At 56.7% G+C, this 22,540-nt stretch carries 24 protein-coding genes and 1 tRNA gene; 7 read left to right on the top strand and 18 right to left on the bottom strand.

Annotated elements, in window-relative coordinates:
• Window positions 1–100: 100 nt before the first annotated feature.
• The gene (gene fliD, locus WHS88_03725) at window positions 101–2,182 is read left to right on the top strand and encodes a flagellar filament capping protein FliD (GenBank protein ID MEJ5259280.1); all 2,082 of its coding nucleotides are present in this window, start codon (window positions 101–103) and stop codon (window positions 2,180–2,182) included.
• Here the strand turns inward: fliD and WHS88_03720 are convergent.
• The 18 genes from WHS88_03720 to flgB form a co-directional block, all read right to left on the bottom strand.
• Window positions 2,179–3,738, bottom strand: a complete 1,560-nt coding sequence (locus tag WHS88_03720; GenBank protein ID MEJ5259279.1) for a hypothetical protein — start codon at window positions 3,736–3,738, stop codon at window positions 2,179–2,181. The genes fliD and WHS88_03720 overlap by 4 nt on opposite strands.
• A 60-nt stretch (window positions 3,739–3,798) precedes the next feature.
• Window positions 3,799–4,854: a flagellar biosynthesis protein FlhB gene (gene flhB / locus WHS88_03715; GenBank protein ID MEJ5259278.1), complete on the bottom strand. Its 1,056-nt coding sequence runs from the start codon at window positions 4,852–4,854 to the stop codon at window positions 3,799–3,801.
• A gap of 6 nt (window positions 4,855–4,860) precedes the next feature.
• The gene (fliR, locus tag WHS88_03710) at window positions 4,861–5,610 is read right to left on the bottom strand and encodes a flagellar biosynthetic protein FliR (GenBank protein ID MEJ5259277.1); all 750 of its coding nucleotides are present in this window, start codon (window positions 5,608–5,610) and stop codon (window positions 4,861–4,863) included.
• Window positions 5,611–5,613: 3 nt separating this feature from the next.
• Window positions 5,614–5,883 (bottom strand): flagellar biosynthetic protein FliQ, encoded by a 270-nt coding sequence (locus tag WHS88_03705; protein ID MEJ5259276.1) that lies wholly within the window; start codon window positions 5,881–5,883, stop codon window positions 5,614–5,616.
• Between the two features lie 12 nt (window positions 5,884–5,895).
• Window positions 5,896–6,699, bottom strand: coding sequence for a flagellar type III secretion system pore protein FliP (gene fliP / locus WHS88_03700; GenBank protein MEJ5259275.1), 804 nt, complete (start codon window positions 6,697–6,699; stop codon window positions 5,896–5,898).
• Entirely contained in the window at window positions 6,696–7,151 is a 456-nt protein-coding gene (locus tag WHS88_03695; protein ID MEJ5259274.1) for a flagellar biosynthetic protein FliO, read from the bottom strand. The genes fliP and WHS88_03695 overlap by 4 nt, the downstream gene beginning before the upstream one ends.
• 155 nt (window positions 7,152–7,306) lie before the next feature.
• Window positions 7,307–8,041: a flagellar motor protein MotB gene (locus tag WHS88_03690; GenBank protein ID MEJ5259273.1), complete on the bottom strand. Its 735-nt coding sequence runs from the start codon at window positions 8,039–8,041 to the stop codon at window positions 7,307–7,309.
• Window positions 8,038–8,691, bottom strand: a complete 654-nt coding sequence (locus WHS88_03685) for a flagellar motor protein MotB (protein MEJ5259272.1) — start codon at window positions 8,689–8,691, stop codon at window positions 8,038–8,040. Before WHS88_03685 ends, WHS88_03690 begins: the two co-directional genes overlap by 4 nt.
• Before the next feature lie 3 nt (window positions 8,692–8,694).
• The gene (locus WHS88_03680; GenBank protein ID MEJ5259271.1) at window positions 8,695–9,465 is read right to left on the bottom strand and encodes a MotA/TolQ/ExbB proton channel family protein; all 771 of its coding nucleotides are present in this window, start codon (window positions 9,463–9,465) and stop codon (window positions 8,695–8,697) included.
• Between the two features lie 6 nt (window positions 9,466–9,471).
• Window positions 9,472–10,146 (bottom strand): hypothetical protein, encoded by a 675-nt coding sequence (locus tag WHS88_03675; GenBank protein MEJ5259270.1) that lies wholly within the window; start codon window positions 10,144–10,146, stop codon window positions 9,472–9,474.
• A gap of 33 nt (window positions 10,147–10,179) precedes the next feature.
• Entirely contained in the window at window positions 10,180–10,632 is a 453-nt protein-coding gene (locus tag WHS88_03670; protein ID MEJ5259269.1) for a hypothetical protein, read from the bottom strand.
• Entirely contained in the window at window positions 10,629–12,038 is a 1,410-nt protein-coding gene (locus WHS88_03665; protein MEJ5259268.1) for a FliI/YscN family ATPase, read from the bottom strand. Before WHS88_03665 ends, WHS88_03670 begins: the two co-directional genes overlap by 4 nt.
• A complete protein-coding gene (locus WHS88_03660; protein ID MEJ5259267.1) occupies window positions 12,019–12,594 on the bottom strand; it encodes a FliH/SctL family protein in 576 nt (191 codons plus the stop codon). Before WHS88_03660 ends, WHS88_03665 begins: the two co-directional genes overlap by 20 nt.
• A complete protein-coding gene (locus WHS88_03655) occupies window positions 12,591–13,604 on the bottom strand; it encodes a FliG C-terminal domain-containing protein (protein MEJ5259266.1) in 1,014 nt (337 codons plus the stop codon). Before WHS88_03655 ends, WHS88_03660 begins: the two co-directional genes overlap by 4 nt.
• Before the next feature lie 3 nt (window positions 13,605–13,607).
• Entirely contained in the window at window positions 13,608–15,143 is a 1,536-nt protein-coding gene (fliF, locus tag WHS88_03650) for a flagellar basal-body MS-ring/collar protein FliF (protein MEJ5259265.1), read from the bottom strand.
• Between the two features lie 35 nt (window positions 15,144–15,178).
• On the bottom strand, window positions 15,179–15,487 hold the full coding sequence (gene fliE, locus WHS88_03645; protein MEJ5259264.1) for a flagellar hook-basal body complex protein FliE: 309 nt from the start codon (window positions 15,485–15,487) through the stop codon (window positions 15,179–15,181).
• Between the two features lie 12 nt (window positions 15,488–15,499).
• Window positions 15,500–15,913: a flagellar basal body rod protein FlgC gene (gene flgC / locus WHS88_03640; protein ID MEJ5259263.1), complete on the bottom strand. Its 414-nt coding sequence runs from the start codon at window positions 15,911–15,913 to the stop codon at window positions 15,500–15,502.
• Between the two features lie 17 nt (window positions 15,914–15,930).
• Window positions 15,931–16,293, bottom strand: coding sequence for a flagellar basal body rod protein FlgB (flgB, locus tag WHS88_03635; protein ID MEJ5259262.1), 363 nt, complete (start codon window positions 16,291–16,293; stop codon window positions 15,931–15,933).
• A 439-nt stretch (window positions 16,294–16,732) separates the two neighbouring features.
• On the opposite strand from flgB, the gene xseA reads away from it, so the two are divergent.
• From xseA to WHS88_03605, 6 genes are all read left to right on the top strand, one after another.
• On the top strand, window positions 16,733–18,106 hold the full coding sequence (gene xseA / locus WHS88_03630) for an exodeoxyribonuclease VII large subunit (protein MEJ5259261.1): 1,374 nt from the start codon (window positions 16,733–16,735) through the stop codon (window positions 18,104–18,106).
• Window positions 18,107–18,109: 3 nt separating this feature from the next.
• Window positions 18,110–18,460, top strand: a complete 351-nt coding sequence (locus WHS88_03625) for an exodeoxyribonuclease VII small subunit (GenBank protein MEJ5259260.1) — start codon at window positions 18,110–18,112, stop codon at window positions 18,458–18,460.
• Between the two features lie 4 nt (window positions 18,461–18,464).
• Window positions 18,465–18,548: transfer RNA gene (locus tag WHS88_03620), tRNA-Leu, on the top strand.
• Window positions 18,549–18,577: 29 nt separating this feature from the next.
• Window positions 18,578–20,125, top strand: coding sequence for an L-threonylcarbamoyladenylate synthase (locus WHS88_03615; GenBank protein ID MEJ5259259.1), 1,548 nt, complete (start codon window positions 18,578–18,580; stop codon window positions 20,123–20,125).
• An 89-nt stretch (window positions 20,126–20,214) separates the two neighbouring features.
• Window positions 20,215–20,766: a sigma-70 family RNA polymerase sigma factor gene (locus tag WHS88_03610; GenBank protein ID MEJ5259258.1), complete on the top strand. Its 552-nt coding sequence runs from the start codon at window positions 20,215–20,217 to the stop codon at window positions 20,764–20,766.
• Window positions 20,763–22,436, top strand: coding sequence for a FecR domain-containing protein (locus tag WHS88_03605; protein ID MEJ5259257.1), 1,674 nt, complete (start codon window positions 20,763–20,765; stop codon window positions 22,434–22,436). Before WHS88_03610 ends, WHS88_03605 begins: the two co-directional genes overlap by 4 nt.
• The last annotated feature ends 104 nt before the right edge of the window (window positions 22,437–22,540 follow it).

Genomic DNA, 22,540 nt, shown 5'->3' with positions numbered 1-22,540 from the left:
AGCCGGCGGAAGAAAGATTACAGGAAAGGGTTTTGCTGCCGATAATTTAAAGGAGAAAAACTGTGCGATTTCGGCAAGACGGTTTCGAACGAGGAAAACGATGGCTTCCATCCAATTAACCGGTCTTTCGACAGGGATTGATACAGCGGCGATTGTGGAGCAGCTGATGAAGATTGAGCGCCGCCGTCTAAGCAGTCTGCAGTCGAGCTTGAAGACGCTGGAAGAAAAACGGACGGCGGTGAGCGATTTGAGCAGCAAGCTGTCGTCGTTTCGCACGGCGCTGAGCGCCTTGTCGGATTCGAGCCAGCTGCGCACCTATCAGGCCAAGACGAGCAGCGAGGAGATGCTGACGGCCACGGCCTCCAGCAGTGCCTTTGAGGGGACGCATAATGTAAAGATTCGTCAGCTGGCCACGGCCAACCGCTGGGTTCACAACGGCTTCCAGTACAAAACGCAGTATGTCGGCGAAGGCAATCTGATTTTGTCGTATGCCAACAAAGAGTTTGTGGTCCAGACTACCGCAACGACGACGCTGCAGGAGCTTGTGGATTTGATTAACAACGACCCGGATAATCCGGGAATTACGGCGAGCATTCTGGATTATCAGTCGCCCGCCGGCCGGTATCATCTGGTTTTGAGCGGTCGGGAAAGCGGCTCCAATTATCAGATTTCGATTAATTCGAGCAATACGGATGTTCATACATCGTCCGTGCTGAAAACAACCAATGGGAAAAATGCCTCGCTGACCACGCGGTTGTCGCAGCTGCAGGGCAGCTCGGGCTTTGGGACAGGTTCGACGCCGGACCGGATTCGGATTCAGGGGACCCTGCGGGACGGAACACCGGTGGAATCATTTTTTGAGGTCAATCAGTACACCACGGTGGAAGAGCTCATCAGTGCCATAGAAAATGCCTATGGAGGAACGGTCCGCGTTCGTCTGGAAGAGGGGGCGCTGATTCTGACGGACCGAACCAGCGGGGCCAGCGATTTATCGATTTCGCTGGAGCTGGTGGCCGGCGACGGCTCGTCGGCGGTCTGGACGGCTCCGACCTTTACGGAAACGACGGTCGGCGGTTCAATTGCCTCCAGTCTGGCGCTGCTGGCGCCCTCCACGTTTCTGGAAACCCAGCGGGCTCAGGATGCACTGATTAAAGTGGATGGGTATCCGCCGGGAGATGATGCGGATGTAAACACCTGGATTCGCCGAAGCACCAACACGATTGATGATGTGATTGCCGGCGTGACGCTGAATCTGCACAGCACCACCGGCAATGACACGGACGGATACAAGAGCGTCGAGGTAACGCTCAACCGCGATACGACCACGCTGAAAGACAAACTCCAGGCGATGGTCGATGCATATAACGCGGCGGTTTCTTTCCTGAAAGAAAAGACAACGTATAATGAGAAGGAAAAGAAGACGGGAATTCTGTCTTCGGAATACAGTCTGACAACGATTACGAGTCTGATTCGTTCGCCGCTTCTGTTTAATGCGGCCGGATTTACGGAGCGGGATGCTTTTGTCAAGCCGGCAGATATCGGGCTGAAGTTCAAGGCCGACGGCACCCTGACCCTGGACAGCAGTAAACTGGAAAAGGCCCTGGTGGACAACTATCAGGGAGTGCTGTCGCTCATCGGGGCCACCAAGACAGGCTCGAGCAATTCGAATACCGTTAAATTTTATCAGGCCAGCAGCTACACCCAGGGCGGACAGTACGATGTGCGGGTGACGGTGGAAGGAGGCGTCATTACCTCCGCCCAGATCAAGCTCAAAACGGAGGACTGGTCGACGGCTCGTGCGATGCGGATTGAAGGCAATACTCTGTATGGGAGTACGGAAACTACCAGCAGCGGCGGGTATCCGAGATATCCGGAATACAGCCTGGTGCTGACGGTCGATATGTCGCAGGACGGGACCTTTGATGCGCTGGTGAATGTCAAACAGGGATTCGCCGGCAGCCTGTACGATACCGTGGATAATCTGCTGAAGCTCGGCGGCGGGCGTGTACCGCTGGTTCAGAAAAGCGTGCAGGGCCGGATTGACAGCACCAACAGCCAAATCAGCCGGGAGGAATCACGGCTCAGTCGGGTGGAAACGCGTCTGAAAAATCAGTATGCACGGCTGGAGAGGACGCTGCAGCTGATTCAGCAGCAGATGTCCGGTCTGAATATGGCCCGTTAATCGGTCTTGCAAGCGGCCCAAAGCGGAGCCAGCAGATAGATGCAGGGCCATCCGGCAAACAGAGGACGGACTTGTTCCGGCGGCTTGGGGCTGAAGAAAACAATGCGGACCGCAGAGGCTGATGTGTCTGCGCGGGACGGGGGTGGGGAAGGCAGGGGGAGTTTCTGAGGAGCATAAATCAGCCGGCAGAAGGAATCATCCGCGGGCACTTCCGCCGTTTTCTGCATCCATTCTTCCAGCTGAATTGACTGAAGCCAAAGATGATTGAGACGTGGAACAGCTGTCGGAACGGTCAGCATTTCCGGCCGGAGGGCAAAGACTTTGGCGGCGGCATTTCGGGGGTCGGCATCCAGCAGCAGGACTTTCTGTTTCTGTCGGGCCAGATGCAGGGCCGGATGAACTGCCGTATGGACAGGCAGGTCTTTAACGGATTCGGAAGTGAGCAGCAGATAAGACCGCCGGAACTCAGGCCGGCTGAACAGCTCAGCCAGATACGCATAGTAGTCTTCCGGGCACGTACCCTCAAAAGTCAGCGAACGGATTTCTGGAAAGGGAAGGGATGAATCAGACGAGCCGGACGGCTCAAAATCGGCAACTTGCTCTGGGACCGAAGTGCTTTTGGGCGGTTCCTGCAGGGACTGCGGATTGAGGATTTCAATTTCTTCTGTTCGGCCTGAAACAGAGGACTGAATTCGTATGGTGCGGCTTGGAACGGATTGTTCCGCGCTGTCGGCTCGAGGCAGGGCCAAAGAGTCTTTGGACAGCAGAGCGGCGCAGGCGGCGGCCGCCGAAGCCGGAGGAATCCAGGCCAGCAGGGCCGTCCCTGTCAGGGCGGCGGCCGCAGCCGCAAGAGGCGACAGTCCGGAAGGACTGGAAGCGGACTGAAGCCATTCGGCGGTCCAGGCCAGCGGCCAGGCCGTCAGCAGCAGAAACAGATGGACGGTGATTTGAGCCAGCAGCAGCTTGCGAATCTGCTCCATAGAGGCATAGAATCGCACTTCCCGCTGGATTTTGTCAGCCAGCAGGCGGGCCTGTTCCTCCGAAAGCAGCTGCAGAGAGCGGTCTGTTTCCAGCCCGGCCCTTTTGAAAGGAAGAATCCGAAAGAAGTAGTCTTCGACGGCGGCGTGCATCCGCTTCCCTGCCAGCCGAACCAGGTACAGCAGAAGAAAACCGAGAATAAAGACCGACAGCAGGGCCAGCAGGGGTTCGAACGAGGTGAGGGCTTCGCCAAGCATTTCGACCAGCCGTCCGCAGGCCTGACGATGAAAAACAACGGCCCTCAGGCAGCCGGCAACGGTCAGAAAACTGAGCATGGAAGCGCCGGCCGTCAGCAGGGGGAAACCGTCCAGCTGGCTTGTATTGCGGGCCCCGAGGCAGGTCAGAATTACGGCCGCCGTCAGGGACAGATGAAGAATCCAGAGGATATCCAGCATTGCGGCAGACCAGGGCAGAAGAATGCCGACAAGAAGCATCGCGGCCGTGCCGACGAACAGTCGTTCGGTGCGGCTCCAGCCGGCTCTGTCTTCCATGGATAGACCGGTTATCGGGGCGTTCATCTGGGTTTTCCTCATCCAAAACTGCCCTCAGTATAGCCGGCCGGCAGAAGGGGGCAAGGATTATCTGCTGTGCCGGAGCCGATGCAGCAGGGCGAGGATTTCGGCAACGGCCGTGTACAGTTTTTCCGGAATGGGCTGGCCCAGTTTGACCGTGGCGTACAGCTCGCGTGCCAGAGGCGGGCGCCGCAGGATGGGCACACCGTACGCACGAGCCACTTCTTTGATTTTTTCGCAGAGGTGGTCGGCGCCTTTGGCGACCACAATGGGGGCAGGGGTTTTGGAGGGGTCATATCGAAGGGCGACGGCGACATGGTCGGGGTTGACAAGGACCACATTGGCCTTCGGGACCTCCTGAAGCATCCGCCGCATGGCGGTTTCAAACTGCTTTTGGCGGATTCTGGATTTGACTTCCGGGGCGCCTTCTGTATCGCGGTGTTCGGTCTTGACTTCCTGTTTGGTCATTTTGAGGTTTTCGATGAATCGCCAGCGATGATAAAGAAGGTCCAGAAATGCCAGAACCAGCAGGCCCCCGCAGATGCGGATGGAAATCCCGAAGAGCAGCCGCCCGATGGAGGCCAGAATCTCTTCGGGCTGCATCCATTGAAAGGTTGTCAGGGAGGAAAGTTTGTTGTGTACATACAGCCAGACAATCACGGCTAAAAAGAGGATTTTTACAACAGACAACCCCAGCCGCATCAGGGATTCCGGGGAAAAGAGCGATTTGAGACCCCGCATCGGGTTAAGATTTTCCAGTTTCCAGGCCAGCGCTTTGGGGGCAAAGTTGTAGCCGCTGACGGCGATGCATCCGGCAGCCCCGGCGGCGGTCAAAGCCAGCAGAAACGGGGCGGTTACTTTCAGCACGTCGAGGATGAGGGAATCGGCGAATGCCAGAAAGGATTGCGGGTTGTCCAGCCAGAGCGTCTGACAGGAAAGCCCCGACAAAAGCTGCTGTTTGGACCAGCGGATAAGCCAGGGGGCACAAAGGGCGGTTGTCAAGGTCAGGGCAATCAGCGAGACAGCCGAGAGCATCTCCTGGCTCTGGGGGAAATGTCCTTCCTCTCTGGCCTTCTCGAGGCGCCGCGGGGTTGGGTGTTCTGTACGGTTCGGTTCGGGCATAGGGTTTTAGAGGGGCAGCAGGCGCTCGAGCCAGCGGGCAAAGTGCTGCAGGTAACTATGGATATAGGGAACGAAAAATCCGAGCAGAATCAGACCCATTCCGATTCGCAGGGGAAAGCTGAGAAACAGGACATTGGATTCGGGAGCGACCCGCGCCATAAAGGCCAGAACGACCATCAGGAGCATAAAGGCCGCCAAAAGCGGTGCGGCCATCTGCAGGGCCAGCAGAAACATCGCTGAGCCGGCCTGGAGGATGCTTTCAGTCAGCCGGCCCAGATGGGGCGTGCTGGTCGGCGGATATCTTTCAAAACTGCGGGAGAGAATCTGCACAAGCAGCAGATGACTGTTCGTGGCAAACAAAAGCAGGATAAAAAGAACCTCCAGCAGCAGGGCCAGCGGGTGCCCTTCTTCACCGGTGAACGGGTCAAAGACCTGGGCCATGCTCAGGCCCATTTCCTGTTCGATGTATTGACCGGCCATGTGGATAACGCTGAAGAGGCAATAGGCGGCAATTCCCATCGCCAGCCCGTAGAGGGCTTCCTGGCCGAGCAGCAGGACCATTTCGATGGGAGCCGCTGCGGCCGGTGCCGGTGCCGGCGCCAGCAGGGTGAAAAACAGGCTCAATACGACTGCCACAGCAATCTTCAGCTGAACCGAAAGCACCTCCCAGCTGAACATGGGGGCGGCGGCAAAAAAGGCCCCCAGACGGGTCAGGATGAGGAAAAAACCAAAAAGTTTTCCGCCGAACAGGTCCATAGGCTACTGTCCGTAGGTCTGTATTTGGGTAAAGATTTCGTAGGTGAACTTCATCAGAATCTGCAGCATCCAGTGTCCGAAGAACAGCGTGGTAATGCCCACGCCGATGAGCTTCGGGGCTGTAGCCAGAGTCATATCGCGAATGGAGGTGACGGTTTGAAACAGAGAAATCAGGATGCCCAGACCGGCACAGACAATCAGAATCGGTGCCGAGACCAGCAGGGCGGTTTCCATTGTATGACGTCCGAGGTAGAGGATATAGTCCGCTGTCATCTGTCTGTTCCTTTATTTGAAGCTTAAACTTAATCCCTGGGCCAGGATTCCCCAGCCGTCCACGAGAATAAACAGAATCAGTTTAAATGGCAGTGAAATCATCACCGGCGGCAGCATCATCATCCCCGCGCTGAGCAGGACGCTGGAAATCACCAGGTCCAGCAGGAGGAAGGGGACAAACATCAGGCATCCGATTTCGAAGGCGGTTCGAAACTCGCTGATGACAAAGGCCGGTGTGACGATATGCAAAGGCAGGTCCGATGCCTGAGAGGGCGGGCTGATGCGGGCCATGTTGACAAACACCGCCAGATCGGAGGTTCGCGTCTGGCGCAGCATAAACTCTTTCAGGGCGGCACTGGCGATTTCGGTGCTCTGCGGGAGCTCCATTTGATTATTCAGATACGGCAGGATGGCTTCCTGATGAATTTTGGAAAAGGTGGGGGCCATCGTAAAGAGGGTCAGAAAAAGCGCCAGCCCCAGCAGGGCGGTATTGGGGGGGATGTTTTGGGTGCCTAAGGCCCGCCGAACAAAGCCGAGCACGATGGCAATGCGTGTAAAGGAGGTCATCATCGCCAGAATGCTGGGCAGCAGGGCCAGCAGCGTAAACAGAAACACCAGGCGAATCGGTCCGCTCCAGGGCGTCGGTGTCTGCTGCTGGGGGTCGGTCGAGGCCTTGTCAATCAGGTTCAGCAGGTCTTCGAGGGTAGGCATGGCGCTCTGACCGGCCGCAGCAGCGGGCTGCGGGGCAGGGCTTTGTGCCGCCCAGACCGTTTGAACCCACACCAGCAGACAGAGGAGGAATCCGATGCGTCTCATTGCGAGGCATCCTTTTGAGAAGAACTCGGCTGGTCGGGCTCTGTGAGGTCCGCCAGAAGGCGAATGCTGTCCGGCGTACTGCCGATCAGAAGTTTTTTATGGCCGACCTCGAGCAGATGAACCGTTTTTCGAGGCCCCAGAGGGATGGTTTCGAGAATTGTAATGAATCGTCCCTTGCCGACCAGCAGTCCTTTGCTGTATTTACGGACAAACCACCAGAGCGCCCCGCCGAACAGGGCGACGATGAAGGTCATCACTAAGAGTTGTCGGACAAGATTTTGATGCAGATTGTCCAGATTTTGGGATTGAGCGGGCGCTTGGGACTCCAGCCAGTTCGGCGGAGCGGTTTGAGCGGGTCCGGACGCTTCGCTCAGGTGGGCGGACAAGCCCCATTGTCCAGCCAGACATACGGCAAAGACCAACCCGAGCCCTATGAGCCTTTTTTTCAGCATTCAACCGTCTCCTGCAGGGAAAAAACGTGTTTGCTGCAGGAGAGAGTGTGCAAAATCTGTGCCGACGGGACAAAAGGGCTTTTTTCGCTGTTCCCGTGCGATTGGGAAGGTCCAGCGTCAGGAAAACGAACAGAATTGTACAAGGGTTTTACGAGTTATTTTTCAAGAATCAGGGTTATTAGAATCTGGGTTTGGGGTGTAATTAAGCCGTTCCGGCTGGTCCATTCCCCGCCGCGCCCGGCCCCCCAGCAGAAAATAGGAATTTTTTTGTCGGAAGGATTCAGGGTTTCCAGATAGTCTTTGACGGCTTTGGCCCGCCGGGCGGAAAGGGTGAATTGCGCGGCCGGGGTCTTTTCATCGGCGGCTAATCCGAGGATATAAAGCATCGCCTCACGTCCGGTGACGGAGATACAGATTTGATTCCAGGCCGTCTGAAGGTCTTTTTTGGCTTTGTCATCCAGGGCGGCGCTGCCGGGAGCAAACCGGATTTTCATGGGAAGAAACGTTTTGGAAACCCCGTCGATTTGCGAAGGGGAAATTTTCATTTTGCGTTCAATTTCGAACAGGATTCGCCGAAGGATTTCTGTGCGGGCGTCGATGGAACGGTCTTTTTCTTCATCTTTTCCTTCATCGATGTTGTAGGTGGGCTTGGGGTGTTCAAATTCCTGACTGCTTTTGTTTTCAATCAGAAAGCCGCTTAAGCCCAAATCGGTCAGGGCACGGCGGAACGAGTTGGTTCCGGCCAGGAATTTATGCTGTTCCACCTGATAACTGGCCATGCTGAGCAGCATCACGAAAAAAGTCAGCAGCAGGGTAACCATATCTGAATAAGTGACAATCCAGGCGGGGGCCCCGCCGCTGGAACTCGGTTGGTTTTTTTTTCGGCTCATTCGTAGATGCTCCGTTCCAGCAGGGTGATTTCCAGCTGCCGCACCGTCGGAGCGGTGCGCTGAGTGGTAGTCGGCGAGATGCTGAAGCGTTCCGGAGTCAGCCCCCCCTCCTGAGTCAGATAGTCCAGCACGGCCATGCAGCGGGCCAGCGACAGCTCCATTTTGTCTTCCGGACCGGTTTCCGCAATAACGATGCGTCCTGTGACAGAGCCCAGAAACTTGGCCAGTGCCGTCAGGACTTCCCGTCCGGATTGAGAAATAGCGGCGCCCTGTCCCCAGAAGAACTGGTCCGAAGGGACCGTAAAGACTTTCAGGTTGCGGAAATCCAGCGGCTTTTTTTCCTTCATAAAGTTGCTGGTCATCCGCGTGATATTGGTCCGGGTTTCGGTTCCTTTGATTTGGTCCACCTGGTCATTGGTCTGCTGTTTTTTCTGGAACGAGTCACGGTCGGTGACTCGAGACCATCCGATTGAAGGCAGGGATTGGGCGAAGGACTGGGCCAGCGATACGAACGTTTCTTTTTCAAAGGTGGCAAAGCTGATCAGCAGGACAAAAAAAGTCAGCAGCAGCGTCATACAGTCGCTGAAGGTAACCAGCCATTCGGGCGCCCCCGGCTGTTCGTCTTCGATTTTCCTTTTCGTGCCTGCCATACGTTAGATATTGGCTTTGATTTCCTCCCGGTGATTGGGAGCCAGAAACGCCTGCATTTTTTCCCGGACGATGGTGGGGTTTTCGCCGCGGCTGATGGTGCAGATGCCCTCAAGAATCATCTGCATGGCGGTGATTTCCGCCTGGGAATACAGCCCGAGTTTGCCGGCCAGCGGGATGAAAATCAGATTGGCCAGAATCGCCCCGTAAAAGGTGGTAATCAGGGCGACGGCCATTCCGGCCCCGATCTGGTCGGGCGAAGTGAGGTTGCGGAGCATCTGCACCAGGCCGATGAGGGTGCCGAGCATTCCGAAGGCCGGTGCGGAGGCCCCCATAAACTCGAGGATTTTTTTGCCGCGGGCGTGCCGTTCCTGCAGGGCATCGATTTCCAGCGAAAGCATCTCCCGCATTTTTTCTTCGTCCTGACCGTCCACGAGCATCTGGAGCCCTTTAGCCAGGAAGGGAATGTCGGTTTTTCGAATGTGTTCTTCCAGGGCCAGGGCGCCGTCGCGTCGGCTGATGGCCGCATAATTGACCATTTGCTGAATCAGTTCATTCGGAGAAGGGACTTTTACCAGGATAGCCTTTTTGATGACGGAGAAAATGCCCAGAAACTGCGGCAGCGAGAAGTGAATCATGGTGGCACAGAGCATTCCTCCCACGACGATGCACATGGAGGGGATGTGGACGAAGGCCATTGCCCCGCCTCCCATGGCAATCGAGACGATAATGACGGAAAAGCCGAGAATCAAACCGATAATCGTTGCAAGATCCATAGGGGTTCAGCGAATCTCCTCAACTCGTTTCAGTTTCAGATTGATGGCGGAAGCCAGCTCGGGCTGGACAGCCCCGATTTCTCCGAGCACCTTGGCGGTGGTACGCTCCGACATATAGTAGAGGATTTTGACGGCGTCGGCGGCCTGCGGTCCGGCGGCCATCGCCGCCAGGATGCGGGCGGCCTGAGTGGTATCCATCTTGTCATAGGTGGCGGCCAAACGCTGAAAATTGGCCTGCTCAAGCGCGTCAATCCGGACGATGCTGTTCTGAAGCTGCTGCTGTTTCTGCTCAATTTCCTGCGCCAGCACAGCCAGTTTGGCCCGCAGCTGATTGAGCCGGTCGATTTCCTCCTGGATGGTTTGATGCGCCATCTGAATCCGCTGTTCCTCCTGAGCGAGCTGTTTTTCCTTGGTTCGATAATCCTGCATGCGGGCGCGAAGTTCTTCCATCAGATTCTGCAGCTGCCGTTCGGATAAACCGGGCGAATAGTCCTCAGAGGCCGCCAGCAGGTACGAAGGTCCCGGGTTCGGTGCCGCCGCCGCGGGGGCTTCCGCAGATGCCGCCGCAGGCGGCTGCGGCAGAGCGGCACGCTTTTTTTTCAGATGCCAGCTGACGCCGAACGCCGTCGCGAAGCACACGATGCCGGCCGCAATCAGAATCAGCAATTGCATTTTTTTCATAGTTTTTGTCTCCTGTCCGCAGGCGGATTGGGGTTATGCCGTGGCCGCCGCCGGACGGTTCCAGTTCAGATGGGTATAATCATCCGCTTGTTTCTGTTCTTCCAAAAGCATTTCATACTGGTAGCGCTGCCGCGCCTTTTCCCGAAGCCGCTCCAGCCCCTTGCGGAATTTGCGGACCTGCAGGTAATCATCCAGTTTTCGCCGTCGCTGCTGTTCGAGGGCCCGTGCCTGTTCGGTCAGCTGCCGAATCACGGTGTCCGCCACAGGGGCCTGCTGGGCATAAAGGGACTGAGCGGCAATCCGCTGCTCTTCCGGCAGAGACCGGATTTCCTGCTGATGAGCCCGCAGTCTCATCTGCATCGCCCGAATGCGGCCTTTGACAACCATTGTCTGTTCGGTCAGGGTGACAATGTCGGCCCGCAGGGCATTTTCCTGCTTTTCCTTCAGGGTCAGCAGCTGCTGAAGCTTCCAGACAAACTTTTTCATTTCGGACCTCCTGCCGCAGGCGGATTCAGGCGGCCTTTGGGCCTGGCGGCGGTTTTCTCGGCGGCTCCGTCAGACAGAAGCCGGTCCCAGGCGTCCGCAATCTCCTTCATCTGCTGGATGGTCTGCTCAAAGGGGCACCGTTGGCGGATGGGCTGAATGAGGAAATTGCGGATGCGGTCTATCAGGGCAATCGAACCGTCAATGCGGCGGTTGCTCCCGGGAGCAAAAGCGCCGATTTGTATCAAATCTTCTGCGTCCGTATAGGTGGCATAAATTTCCCGAAGTTTCAAGGCGGCCTTTTTGTGTTCGTCTGATGCCACCGACGGCATCAGCCGGCTGATGCTTTGGAGAATGTCAATCGCCGGATAATGTCCGCGGTCCGCCAGTTTTCGGCTTAAGACGATATGTCCGTCCAGAAGCGAACGAGCGCTGTCGGCCACCGGGTCGTTGAGGTCATCGGCTTCCGCCAGAACCGTCAGGATGCCGGTGATGCTTCCGTGCGGACAGCATCCGAGCCGCTCAATCAGCCGAGGCATCATTGCAAAAACGCTCGGACAGTATCCTTTGGTGGTCGGGGGCTCGCCGGCGGCCAGACCGATTTCCCGCTGCGCCTGGGCAAACCGGGTCAGGGAATCCATCATAAACAGGACGCTGCAGCCCCGGTCGCGGAAGTATTCGGCGATTGTGACGGCGGTGAAGGCGGCCTTGACCCGCTGGATGGGCGCCGAATCGGAGGTCGCCACGACAATCACACTGCGGGCCCGACCCTCCGGGCCGAGGTCTTTCTCGAGAAATTCCCGCACTTCGCGTCCGCGTTCCCCGACGAGAGCAACGACATTGATGTCGGCGGCACTGCCGTTGGCAATCTCTCCCAGCAGCACGCTCTTGCCGACGCCGCTGCCGGCAAAGACGCCGATGCGCTGTCCCTTCCCGCAGGTCAGCAGTCCGTCGATGGCACGGATGCCCAGCGGCAGGGGCTGGTCAATCATCTTTCGCTGCAGGGGGTCGGGGCTTGTGCTCTGCAGGGGACGAAACTCCTCGGCCGGAATCGGACCGTTGTGGTCAATGGGCCGTCCGAGCCCGTCCAGGACGCGGCCCTGCAGAGCCCGGCTGACGGGAATCATCCGCGGTTTGTCCAGAGCGATGACGACATCACCCGGGGCTGCTCCGTCGAGGGTATCCAGCGGGAGCAGGATGACATGGCCGTCCCGGAATCCGACGACCTCGGCCTCGATGGTGCGTCCGCACCGCATCCGAATTTGGCACAGTCTGCCCAGACCGACGGACGGGCCGCTGCTTTCGAGAATCAGGCCGGAGATGCGAACCAGCACGCCTTTCGGTTCGGCCAGACGCAGCGTCCGCACCGTTTGACAGAGCGGCTCCAAGTCAATCGAGCAGGTTTTCATTTCCGTTTTTATCATGCGTTGGAACCCCGCTCAGCAGGGCGTCGGAAATTCGCCGTAAATGTTCTTCAATAATCCACTCAATAATTCCTTCTTCGGTTTCAATGACGCATTCGGCCGGCTGAATCGTCGGGTCCGGAATCCAGCGAATCAGCGGTGTATCCGTTCCGTCAGATTTTGCGGCGGTTTGCTGGATGGTCTGGAGGTCCTGCGGATGGAGCCGAACGGTCATCGGCCGGTCCTGTTCGATTCCCTCCAGGGCCTGCCGAAGAATTGCCTCGATTTGATAGTTTTGGTCCTGAATCTCTTTGGCCAGGATTTTGGAGGCAATTTCAATACTGAGCCGAATGAGCTGCTCGCGATGAGAGGCAAAAAGCCGCTGGGCGGTTTCCTGCATCTGTTCGGCGGCCTTTTGAAGGGCGGCCAGGGCCTGCTGAATCTGCCGATTCGGCGGATTCTGGGGGCGCGGGGCCGGTGCGGCGGTCCGCGGCGGCCTGTCCACGACGCAGGCGGAGGAAATCGGCGCCCCGGAGGGCAGATGAACCACGGTCTTTTTCATCCTTCCTCCTCAATAAAGAGCAGCTCTTCACTTTCATTGGCTTCGCGGAGGGGCTTGACCACCTCTTCCCGCGCCGCCAGAACGTCTTTCTTGCGCGGTTCGCCCATCAGGGAGATTTCTTCATCGACCATTTGGGAGGCCCGTTCGGAAATATTGGAGCGGATTTTGGCGACAATCGCCGGGTCGGCTCCGTGGAGGGCCTTGGCCAGGACTGTCGGCTCGACATTGCGCAGCACCTGCTGCAGCGAGCGGTCTTCAATTTTAACAATGTCTTCCCAGGTCACCATCAGGGCCTTGACGGTTTTGGCGGTTTCTTTGTCCCTTGCTTCAATTTCCTTTAAAAGAGTGTCCCGTTTTTCTTTTTCCAGTCCGCTCAGAACCAAGGCGACTTTGCGCAGGACCTCTTTGGGAACAGTTTCCTTGACGACGGGAGATTCCTCCCGGTTTAAGTCCATAATGCGTTTGCAGAGAATTTCTCCGATTCGCCGCAGCGTCTTGGGCGATACCTCAATGGCCTGCGTCATCCGCCAGATGACCTGCTGGCTTTTTTCGGGCGCAAGCCGATTGAGCACCTCCGTGCTGATTTTCGGGGGCAGGGCCGACAAGACCAGGGCGACTGCCTGCGGCGGTTCGTTTTCGAGTGCGGCGGCAATGTGGGCGGGAGAAGCGGAGGCGATGACGAGGAAGGGGTCCTTCTCCCGGACGGCCTGCTGCATTCGGGCCTGCAGTTCGGCGGCTTTCTCTTTGCTGGCCGTACCGTGGATGAGCGAATTGACGAAACTTTTGATATGCAGGGTGCCCGCCTGGGCCTGCTGAAGATGTCCGCAGAATTCGCGGGCCACCTGAAGGGCCTGTTCGCTGTTTTGCTTTCCCTGTGCGTCCAGCTGCGACAGTTCCATCGCAATTCTCTGGATGACCTCCTGGGGCTGGCCCTTGAGCAGTTCTCGGGCTGTAGCCGCATCCAGACTGGTCAGAAGGAGAGCCGCTTTCTGGATTCCCTTCAACCGCATGGATTACTGGTCCTCCGCAAGCCATGTACTGAAGAGCGTCCGCACCTGTTCCGGATTCTGCTGAAGCTGGGCGGCAATCATTCGCCGCATAGCCGCCGGTGTATCCATTCCGGCCGGCAGCATCGGCATCCCTGCACCGCCGAGCATCATTTCAGTGCCCGACGCCGGCTGGGCGGCGGTTTTGGCGGCGGCCCGGGTAAAAATGCGCAGCACCAGCAGAGCGCTGACGGCCAAAATGCCCATCGAAAGCTGCCGGGCGATTTCAATCAGACTGTCCCAGTTGGGGCCTGCCTGAACGGGCTCGGCCGGCGGACGGTAAAACGGCACATGTTTGACGGTCAGATTCTGCTCGCTGAGCAAATCCGGTCCGATGGCCGTGCGGATAATTTCTTTGACGTCTTCCAGAGACATCAGCAGGTTGTTTTCGTTTCCGGGTGTGGTTTGCTGGTTCTGTTCGTTTCCCCCTGCCGGATTCTCGGAGGACGGTTTGGACAGGTCCACAATTACCGAGACCGACCAGGCTGTAACGCGTCCGGGAATTTTCGTCTGGGTTGTGATGGTTTCCGGCAGCTGATATTGCGTAGTGGTGGTGCCCTTCTTTTCAGTGGAGGAGGGGGTATTGTCTCCCTCTTCTGAGCTTTTGGCGGACTGCTTGATGGTGGAGGTTTCGTCGATGGTTTCTTCTTTCGGAATGCCCTTTTCGTATGTTTTTCGGACGATCGATTCGCTGTTCATATCCACGGTGGCCTTGACCATCACGGTGGAGCGGTTCGGTCCGAGCACGCGTTCGAGGGCCCGCTGCAGCCGGTTGGCCATCTCAATTTCCACGGCGTTTTGATATTCGAGATAGGTATTGGCGCCGGCAGCGTAGCTGTCCAGTTTGCCCGCCTGCGTGAGGATGCGTCCCTGACTGTCGGCGACGGTGACCTGGTCGGGTGTGAGCCCTTCGACGGCTCCGGCAACCAGATTAGCAATGGCGGCAACGGTTGATTGGCTGATCTGCCAGCCGGGTTTGAGCTGGAGCATTACCGAGGCGGAGGCCTTCTGTTCGCTGCCGGTAAACAGGGTTTGTTCAGGCCGAACGATGTGCACGCGGGCATACTGAACGCCGTCGAAGACCTGAATCGTGCGGGCCAGCTCTCCCTGCAGGGCCCGATTGTAATTCATCTTCTGAACCAGAGGGCTGACGCCGAGTTTTTCGTTGTCGAAGATTTCATAGCCGGGCTCGCCGTTTCGGGGCAGCAGACCCTCCCGGGCGGCCAGAGCCCGCAGTTCATGCACCTTTTCGGCCGGAACAAAGATGCTGCTGCCCCCGCCGCGGATTTCATAGGGAATGTTCTGTTCACTGATTTTGTCGGCAATTTTGGAGGCCTGTTCGAGAGACAGGTTGCCGAAGAGCAGACGCATCTCGGGCCGCGCGGCCCAGCGGGTCAGCAGCACCGCCGTCAGGACGCACGTCAGAACCAGCGCCGCCAGAAGTGCCCGCTGCACCAGCCCGACTTTCTGCCAGACTGCATTGATTTTATCGAATAGCCCCATAGCGTTCCGTCATAAAGGAAGTCTGCCCAAAGCCCTTACACCTGCATCCGCATGGTTTCCTTATAGGCCTCAACCAGTTTGTTGCGCACGCCGACAAGAAGTTTGAAGCTCATGTCTGCCTTGGCCACCTCGGCGACAACCGTGTTGATGTCCTGCTGCTTGCCCGCCATCAGGTCCAGAATCGACAGATTGGCCTGATTCTGCTGGTCATTAACCTTATGGAGCGATTCGAGAATCTTGTCGGTAAACGACGGTGCTTTGGATTCCTGCAGCAGAGGAGATTGAAGGGCGGCGGGAATCGCCGGATTGGGGGAATGAATGTTCGGATTAAATTGTACAGCCATACGATATCCTTTTTATCTTAATAATTCGAGGCTGGTTTCCACCATTTGTTTATAGCGTCTTAACACAGCGGCGTTGGCCTGATAAGCCCGGCTGGCCAGGTTCAGATTGACCATTTCTGTGGACCAGCTGATGTTGGGCATCAGGACGTAGCCGTCTTTGTCCGCCTGCGGATGCCCCGGCATCAGGACCCGCTGAAAGGCATTTGGGTCCTGGATGATGTCGCTCAGTTCCACGCCCGCCAGATTGTCTTGCACTTTGGCTTTGAATTCCGCCACCAGCCGACGATAGGGCTTCCCGTCACCCGCATCGGTGGTCTGGATGTTGGCTAGGTTAGAGCCGATGACCTCCATCTGCTTGTTGTAGGCCCGCAGACCCGATGTGGCGATGTCAATCGGATTAAACACGCTGGTTTGATCGATTTTCATCCTTCAGCCCTTCCGAATCAGCCGGATACTTTGATGGCCGCATCCATCTGCTGATATTTTTTCTTCAAAATCAGCATATAAGCCTTGTGTTTGACGGAGTTTTTGATCATTTCGCCGATTTCTGTATCCAGCGAAACGTCATTGTCGAATTCATTCAGCGGCGTGTTCTGCGGCTGATAAATCTCCGGTTTTATCGAATCCGGCTCCAGAGACCCTTTTTTCCGGAGCATCTCGTTGAGAACCTCTTCAAATTTAACATCCGAGCGGCGAAAGCCGGGGGTGTTAATATTGGCAATATTATTGGCAATAGTCTGCTGGCGAAGCCATTCGGCTTTCATTCCCGCTTCCAGCAGATTCATCATAGTTTTGTCCTGAATCATCGAAGGTTCTCCCAAAAGGCACTATCAGTCGAAGGGAGGATGTGCAAGGAATGTGCCAGAGAAGCAGCAATCCGGTTTTTTGCGGCAAAAACCGAATTTTTCGCGTAAAAAAGCGGGTTTTTGATGGAGATGTGGAAGCAGGAACACTCATCGGGTCGTTTTGATTTTGAACAAAGCAGGCAGAAACCAATAAAAAACCGAAACAATCGTGAGGATTGTTTCGGCCTTGTGAAGGTTTGGCACATGCGCTTGGTAGGCGTGGACCTTCTGTAGATAAGTCGTTTCTGACATAGGGTCCATTGATAGAAAAAAGGGAAAATCTCCATGAATTTGAAAAAGATTTCAGATTTTTCCCATTTTAACATTCGTGGAACACAAATGTTCCTTCTTCAGAGATAGAGATTGTTCGAAATCCGACATCGGATATAATAGATTGATTATGGCCCGAGATAAATTAATCATTTTGTCCGTTTCTCAGGTAAATGCGATGGTCAATGAAGCCATCCGGAGGCATTTGCCTTCGCGTTTTATCCTCAAAGGGGAAATAAGCGACTGGAAACGACACCAAAGCGGGCACTGTTATTTTATATTAAAAGATACAGAATCTCAGATTTCCTGTGTTTTGTGGGCCAATCGATATCAAAAAATCAAATTTCAGCCGGAAAACGGAATGGAGATATTGGCGACCGGTCATATCGAGGTCTATTCTCCACAAGGAAAATATCAATTTTACGCCGAAGACTTGCAGCCGGCGGGGATTGGGGCCCTGCAGATTGCCTTTCAGCAGATGTATGAAAAACTCAAGGCGGAAGGCCTTTTTGAGGAACGGTACAAAAAGCCGATTCCGCAATTTCCGCAACGGATTGGAATCGTCACCAGCAAAAGCGGTGCGGCCGTTCATGATATAGCCGACAGCATTTGGCATCGCTGGCCGATTGTGCGGCTGTTTTTGTTTGATGTGCCGGTTCAGGGAGAGGGGGCGGCCGAGGAAATTGCCCGGAAACTGGATTGGATAAATCGCAATAATAAGCAACTGCAGCTGGATTTGCTCATTGTCGGACGCGGCGGGGGCTCAATGGAGGATTTGTGGGCTTTTAATGAAGAGGTTTTAGCCCGAGCGATTTTCCGTTCAAAAATTCCGATTATCAGTGCGGTCGGACACGAGATTGATACGACCATTGCGGATTTGGTTGCAGACGCCCGCGCCTCCACACCGACCAAAGCGGGGATGATTGCCGTACCGGACCAGCGGGAGGTCCACAAACAGCTGGCGATGATTCAGCGTCGGCTGGTACATTCGGTGCATTCGACGGTTCGGACAGCCCGCGAGCAGCTGCGGACGATTCTGGCCAGCTGGGTCTTCCGTGAACCGCAGGGAATGGTGGAACGGGCCTGGCAGCGGGTAGATATGGCCGGGCTCCAACTGGCCAGGGTGATGCGGGAGCGGTTCGAGTGGCTGCGGCGACGGCTGGAGCAGGCCAAAGATATCGTACGACGTCTGGAACCAGTGCGGCTGATTGCCGGCCAGCGGATTCGTCTGGAGCGGATGGAGGCGGCGGCCCGGCAGGGGCTGTCTAAGGTGCTTGAGCAAAAGCGGTTGCAATTGTCGGCGGCGGAGAATAAACTGACGGCGATGGACCCGCGGGCCGTGCTCCGCCGCGGGTATACCATTACAATCAACATGCGGACTGGACAAGTTATTCGCCGGCTGGAGGAAGTTGATGTCGGCGATATTATTTTGACGGAACTGGCCCAAAGGCAGCAGTTTACGAGCCGGGTGGAGGCCCGCGGCCAGGCAAAGCAGGAGAAGTAACCCATGGCCAAAAAGACAACCGACGGGAATCAAAATGACCTGTCGAAACTGAGTTTTGAAGAGGCGATTCGCGCTCTTTCCCAGATTGTCGAAACAATCGAAGGCGGGCAGGTGCCTCTGCAGGAAAGTCTGGAACAGTATGAAAAGGGAATGCAGCTGATTGCGCATTGCCGAAAGATTCTTCAGGAGGCCGAGAAGCGAATTGCCCAGATTGAAGAAGTGCAGGCAGGACCGAAGACCCCGGCTCGTCCGGATGAGGCCCAACTGGAGGCCCTTGCAAGGGAAATTGATGGAGAGGAGGAGGAAGAAATCGGCCCTGAGGATGAGGAAGACAGCGATTGGATGAAAGGATAAACAGGCGAGCGTGGCGGAATTGGCAGACGCGCAAGGTTTAGGTCCTTGTGTCCGTAAGGACGTGGGGGTTCGACTCCTCTCGCTCGCAGTGGTCAGACAGCCAGCACGGAATCCGAAATGAGTCAAACACGTCGTCCGGCGGTTTTTTTGGACAGAGACGGGACCCTGATTGAAGACATCGGGTATGTGCGTCAACCGTCCGAGGTTGTTTTTTTCCCCGAAACCTTCGAGGCGCTTCGGCGTCTGCAGGAGCATTTCATTCTGTTTATCGTGACCAATCAGCCAGGGATATCCCAGCAAATCCTCCGTGCCGAGGAGGTCGAGAGCGTCAACCGTTTTGTGACGGAAACGCTGCGGGAGGCGGGAATTGTCATCACGCAGGTCTATGTCTGTCCGCATCAGCGGCAGGAAGGATGTAAATGCATCAAGCCGCGTCCGTTTTATCTGCAGCAGGCCGCCGACGATTATTCGATAGACCTGCGCCGTTCGTTCTGCATCGGCGACCATCCTCATGATATTGAACTGGCTCAAAATGCCGGTGCCGAAGGAGTCTATGTACTCACCGGCCATGGACAGCAGCACCGTCAGGAAGTGCCGGCGGGGACCCCGATTGTTCGGCATATTGGGGAAGCGGCCGAGTGGATTCTCCGGAAAAACGCTTCGAAGGGGGGATTGCCGAATGAGGAGGAAATTGCACAGGCGGCGAACTGTCTTCGTCGGGGCGGACTGGTTGCCTTTCCGACGGAAACTGTTTATGGCCTGGGGGCCGATGCGCTGAATGAAGAGGCGGTTCGGCGGATTTTCGAAGTCAAACGGCGTCCGAGTTTTGACCCGCTGATTGTGCATGTGGGCACGATTGAACAGGCCCGGCGGCTGGTGCGGGATTTTCCGAAGGAGGCGGAGCTGCTGGCGGAACGGTTCTGGCCCGGACCGCTGACACTGGTGCTGCCCAAGGAGCCGATGGTGCCGGATATTGTGACGGCCGGGCTGCCGACGGCGGCGATTCGAATGCCGGCGCATCCGGCGGCGCTGGCCCTGCTGTGCCGGGCGGATGTGCCGGTGGCGGCTCCGAGTGCCAACCTGTTCGGGCATGTCAGTCCAACCTGTGCCGAACATGTACGCGAGCAGCTGGGAGATTCAGTGGATTTTCTTTTGGATGGAGGGCCCTGTTCGGTAGGAGTGGAGTCCACGATTCTTTCGCTGGCCGTGCGGCCGCCTCTCTTGCTGCGGTACGGGGGGATTTCCGTTGAACAGATTGAAGAACTGATCGGCCCGGTGCAGCGTGTGGGGTTTACGGAGCATACCCCGCAGGCGCCGGGCCGTCTGGAGCATCATTATGCGCCGCGGACGCCTTTGTTTCTGACGCCGGAGCTGATAGGTCCCCCGAAAGGGCGTCGGGTGGGGCTGCTGACGCTTCGGCCTGCGGCGGAGGCAGGGGATTTTGCCGCGGCGGAAGTTCTTTCGGAATCGGGGAATTTAGAAGAGGCGGCCCGCAATTTGTATGCAGCGATGCGCCGGCTTGACCGCTGCGGGCTGGAGGAAATCATGGCTGTTGCGGTTCCCAATGAAGGCATCGGCCGGACGATCAATGACCGGCTTTGCCGAGCCAGCTGGAACAAGCCGAAAGACCTTTTCATTGACCATAAACAGGCAAAAGGGGACTAAAAGCCTCTTCTTTGGCCCATTCCAAAAATAAACCGCAAAAAAAACTCCGACTGTACGTTATCCTATTTAGATAAGGTACGGAAAGTGATATGGATTCTTCGCCTCAGGCACAAAACAGCTCGTCGCAGAATGAAGAGTTTGTCCGTCTTCTTTTGGTTTATCAGAAGCGGATTTACGGGTTTATTTTGGCGATGGTGCCCAACTATGCGGATGCGGAGGACCTTTTCCAGCAGGTTGTGATGATTATGTGCCGGCGATTCGGGGAGTTTGAGCCGGGAACCAGTTTTCTGGCCTGGGCTCTTCAGATAGCCCGCTATGAATTGAACAATATCCGCAAGACCCAGCGGCGAAGCCGGGTCCAGTTTTCCAGCGAGACGATGGAAATGCTTTTTGAGCAGACCTGCCGGCAGATTTCCCGGATTGACCAGCGGGTTCAATGGCTGGAAGAGTGTCTGAAGCGGCTGGAGCCGTCCGACCGGGCACTGGTCTATCGGCGGTATGAGCAGGGGATGGCTATCAAAGACATTGCTCAGCAGTTGGGGCGGTCTGTGTACAGTTTATACAGAGGGTTCAACCGGATTCATCTTTTCCTGAGGCAGTGTGTGAATGCCCATCTGCAGGCGGAAGGAGGGGAACGATGAAGGCCTTCAGCCGCGATGAATTTGAACTGGGGCTTTTGATTGTGGAAGCGCTGGAAGGGGAGATTACCCCGGAGCGGTTTTCGGTGCTGGAAAAGCGGCTCCAGTCGGACCCCTCGGCCGCTGAGCAGTATCTGGAAGAGGTGATGAACGCTGCGGCCCTGATGTGGCGGGCACAATCGCTGTATGCCGAGGCGATGCAGAGCGAATCGGGCGAAGATCCCCAGTTTCTGGCGGCGTTGGGAGAATATGAAAAAACCGCTCCGGCGGTGGAGATAGAGCCGGAGGAAAAACCGATTCCCGCTGAAACGAGGCCCCCTGTTCGGGTCCAAAAGCGGACGAGCCGGTTTTCACTGGCTGCGGCGGGAGCGGCCCTGGCGGCGATGGTGCTTCTGCTGGTCTGGCTGGAACTTCGCCCGGGGGCCGCGGATGAACCGGCGGCACGGATTGCGGATACACTCGGAGCCGTTTGGGCGGCGGAGACAGGAACCGCTCGAGAACCGGAAGGGCTCTTGTATGCCGGCAGCGGACCGTTTGTACTGAAGGAAGGGTATGTTCGGCTTACGTATGAAGACGGTGCTGAAACCGTGATTGAGGGGCCGGCCCGCTTTCAGATTAAAGGCCGGGAGGAACTGGGGCTTTCCTATGGGCAGGTTTATGTGCGCTGCCCGGTGTCCGCAACCGGTTTTACGGTTTCTACGCCTTCGATGAAGGTAATTGATTTGGGCACGGAGTTCGGCGTGAAGGTCAGCGGGGTCGGCAGCGCTCAGGTGCATATGCTCAAGGGCAAGGCATCGGTGATTGTCGGCGGAACGAAAGGAGGACCGCGTCAGAGCGTTCTTGTGCAGGAGGGACAGGCCAAACAGGCGGGGCCGGAGGGGGCGATTCAGGACATTCGTCTTCGGCAGGATTTGTTTGCCCGTCAGATTTCCTCGCGGGCCGGTGTAGTCTGGCGAGGACAGCGTTTTGATTTGGCGGATGCGGTCTCCGGAGGGACGGGCTTCGGCGGCGGTCGGCCGGGATGGGGGTTAAGTGTTCAGACGGGACGGGCGTCGATGCTCCAGGATGCCCGACTTGAGAGGAACCGGCCGGCGGTGTTTGTAAGAACCCCGGAGCATCCGTTCATTGACGGAGTCTTTGTGCCGGGCCGTCCGACCTCCGGCGGCGGGGTCATCAGTTCAACAGGTCTTCGTTTTCAAGACATTCCGTTTTCCAGCGGGGCAGGGTTTGGCGGGGTGTACGGCGGGCGGGTCGAACAGACCCGACGGGAGGAATATTTCCGGCTTATATGGGAGGAGGGCTCTTCAGGCAGAAGCCGGCCGGCACTCTGCTTTTACGGCAATGCCGGGCTTACGGTTGATTTGGAAGCGGTTCGGCGGGCGGTTCCGGGCTGTCAGGTCCGAACATTTCAGGCCGTTTTTGGTTTGTCGCCGGATGAAAGTTCCCGCCCGGCGGTCGGCAATACGCTGGCGGATGTCTTTGTGCTTCTGGACGGTCGGGTTGTCTTTGAAAAGCGGTCCATCTCGAGATTTTCCGAGCCGGAATCGATTGAAATTCCGTTCGATTCCTCACAGCGGTTTCTGACGCTGGTCGTGATGGACAGCGGCGACAGTCTGGGTGCAGACTGGGCGGTTTTTGTCGAACCGGTTCTGGAGCTGATGTTGGAAAACTGAACGAAAAAACGGCTGAAAGGCCGAATTGTCCCGATGAAATGTGTGAAGTGTGTAGTGTGAGCGGAATGGATGGAAAGCAAGAACCCAATTTGAGGAGGTGTGAA

The sequence above is a fragment of the Anaerohalosphaeraceae bacterium genome (assembly GCA_037479115.1).
Classification (GTDB): Bacteria; Planctomycetota; Phycisphaerae; order Sedimentisphaerales; family Anaerohalosphaeraceae; genus JAHDQI01.
Note: the sequence above shows the minus strand (reverse complement) of the source record. Positions and strands in the feature narration are given on the sequence as shown.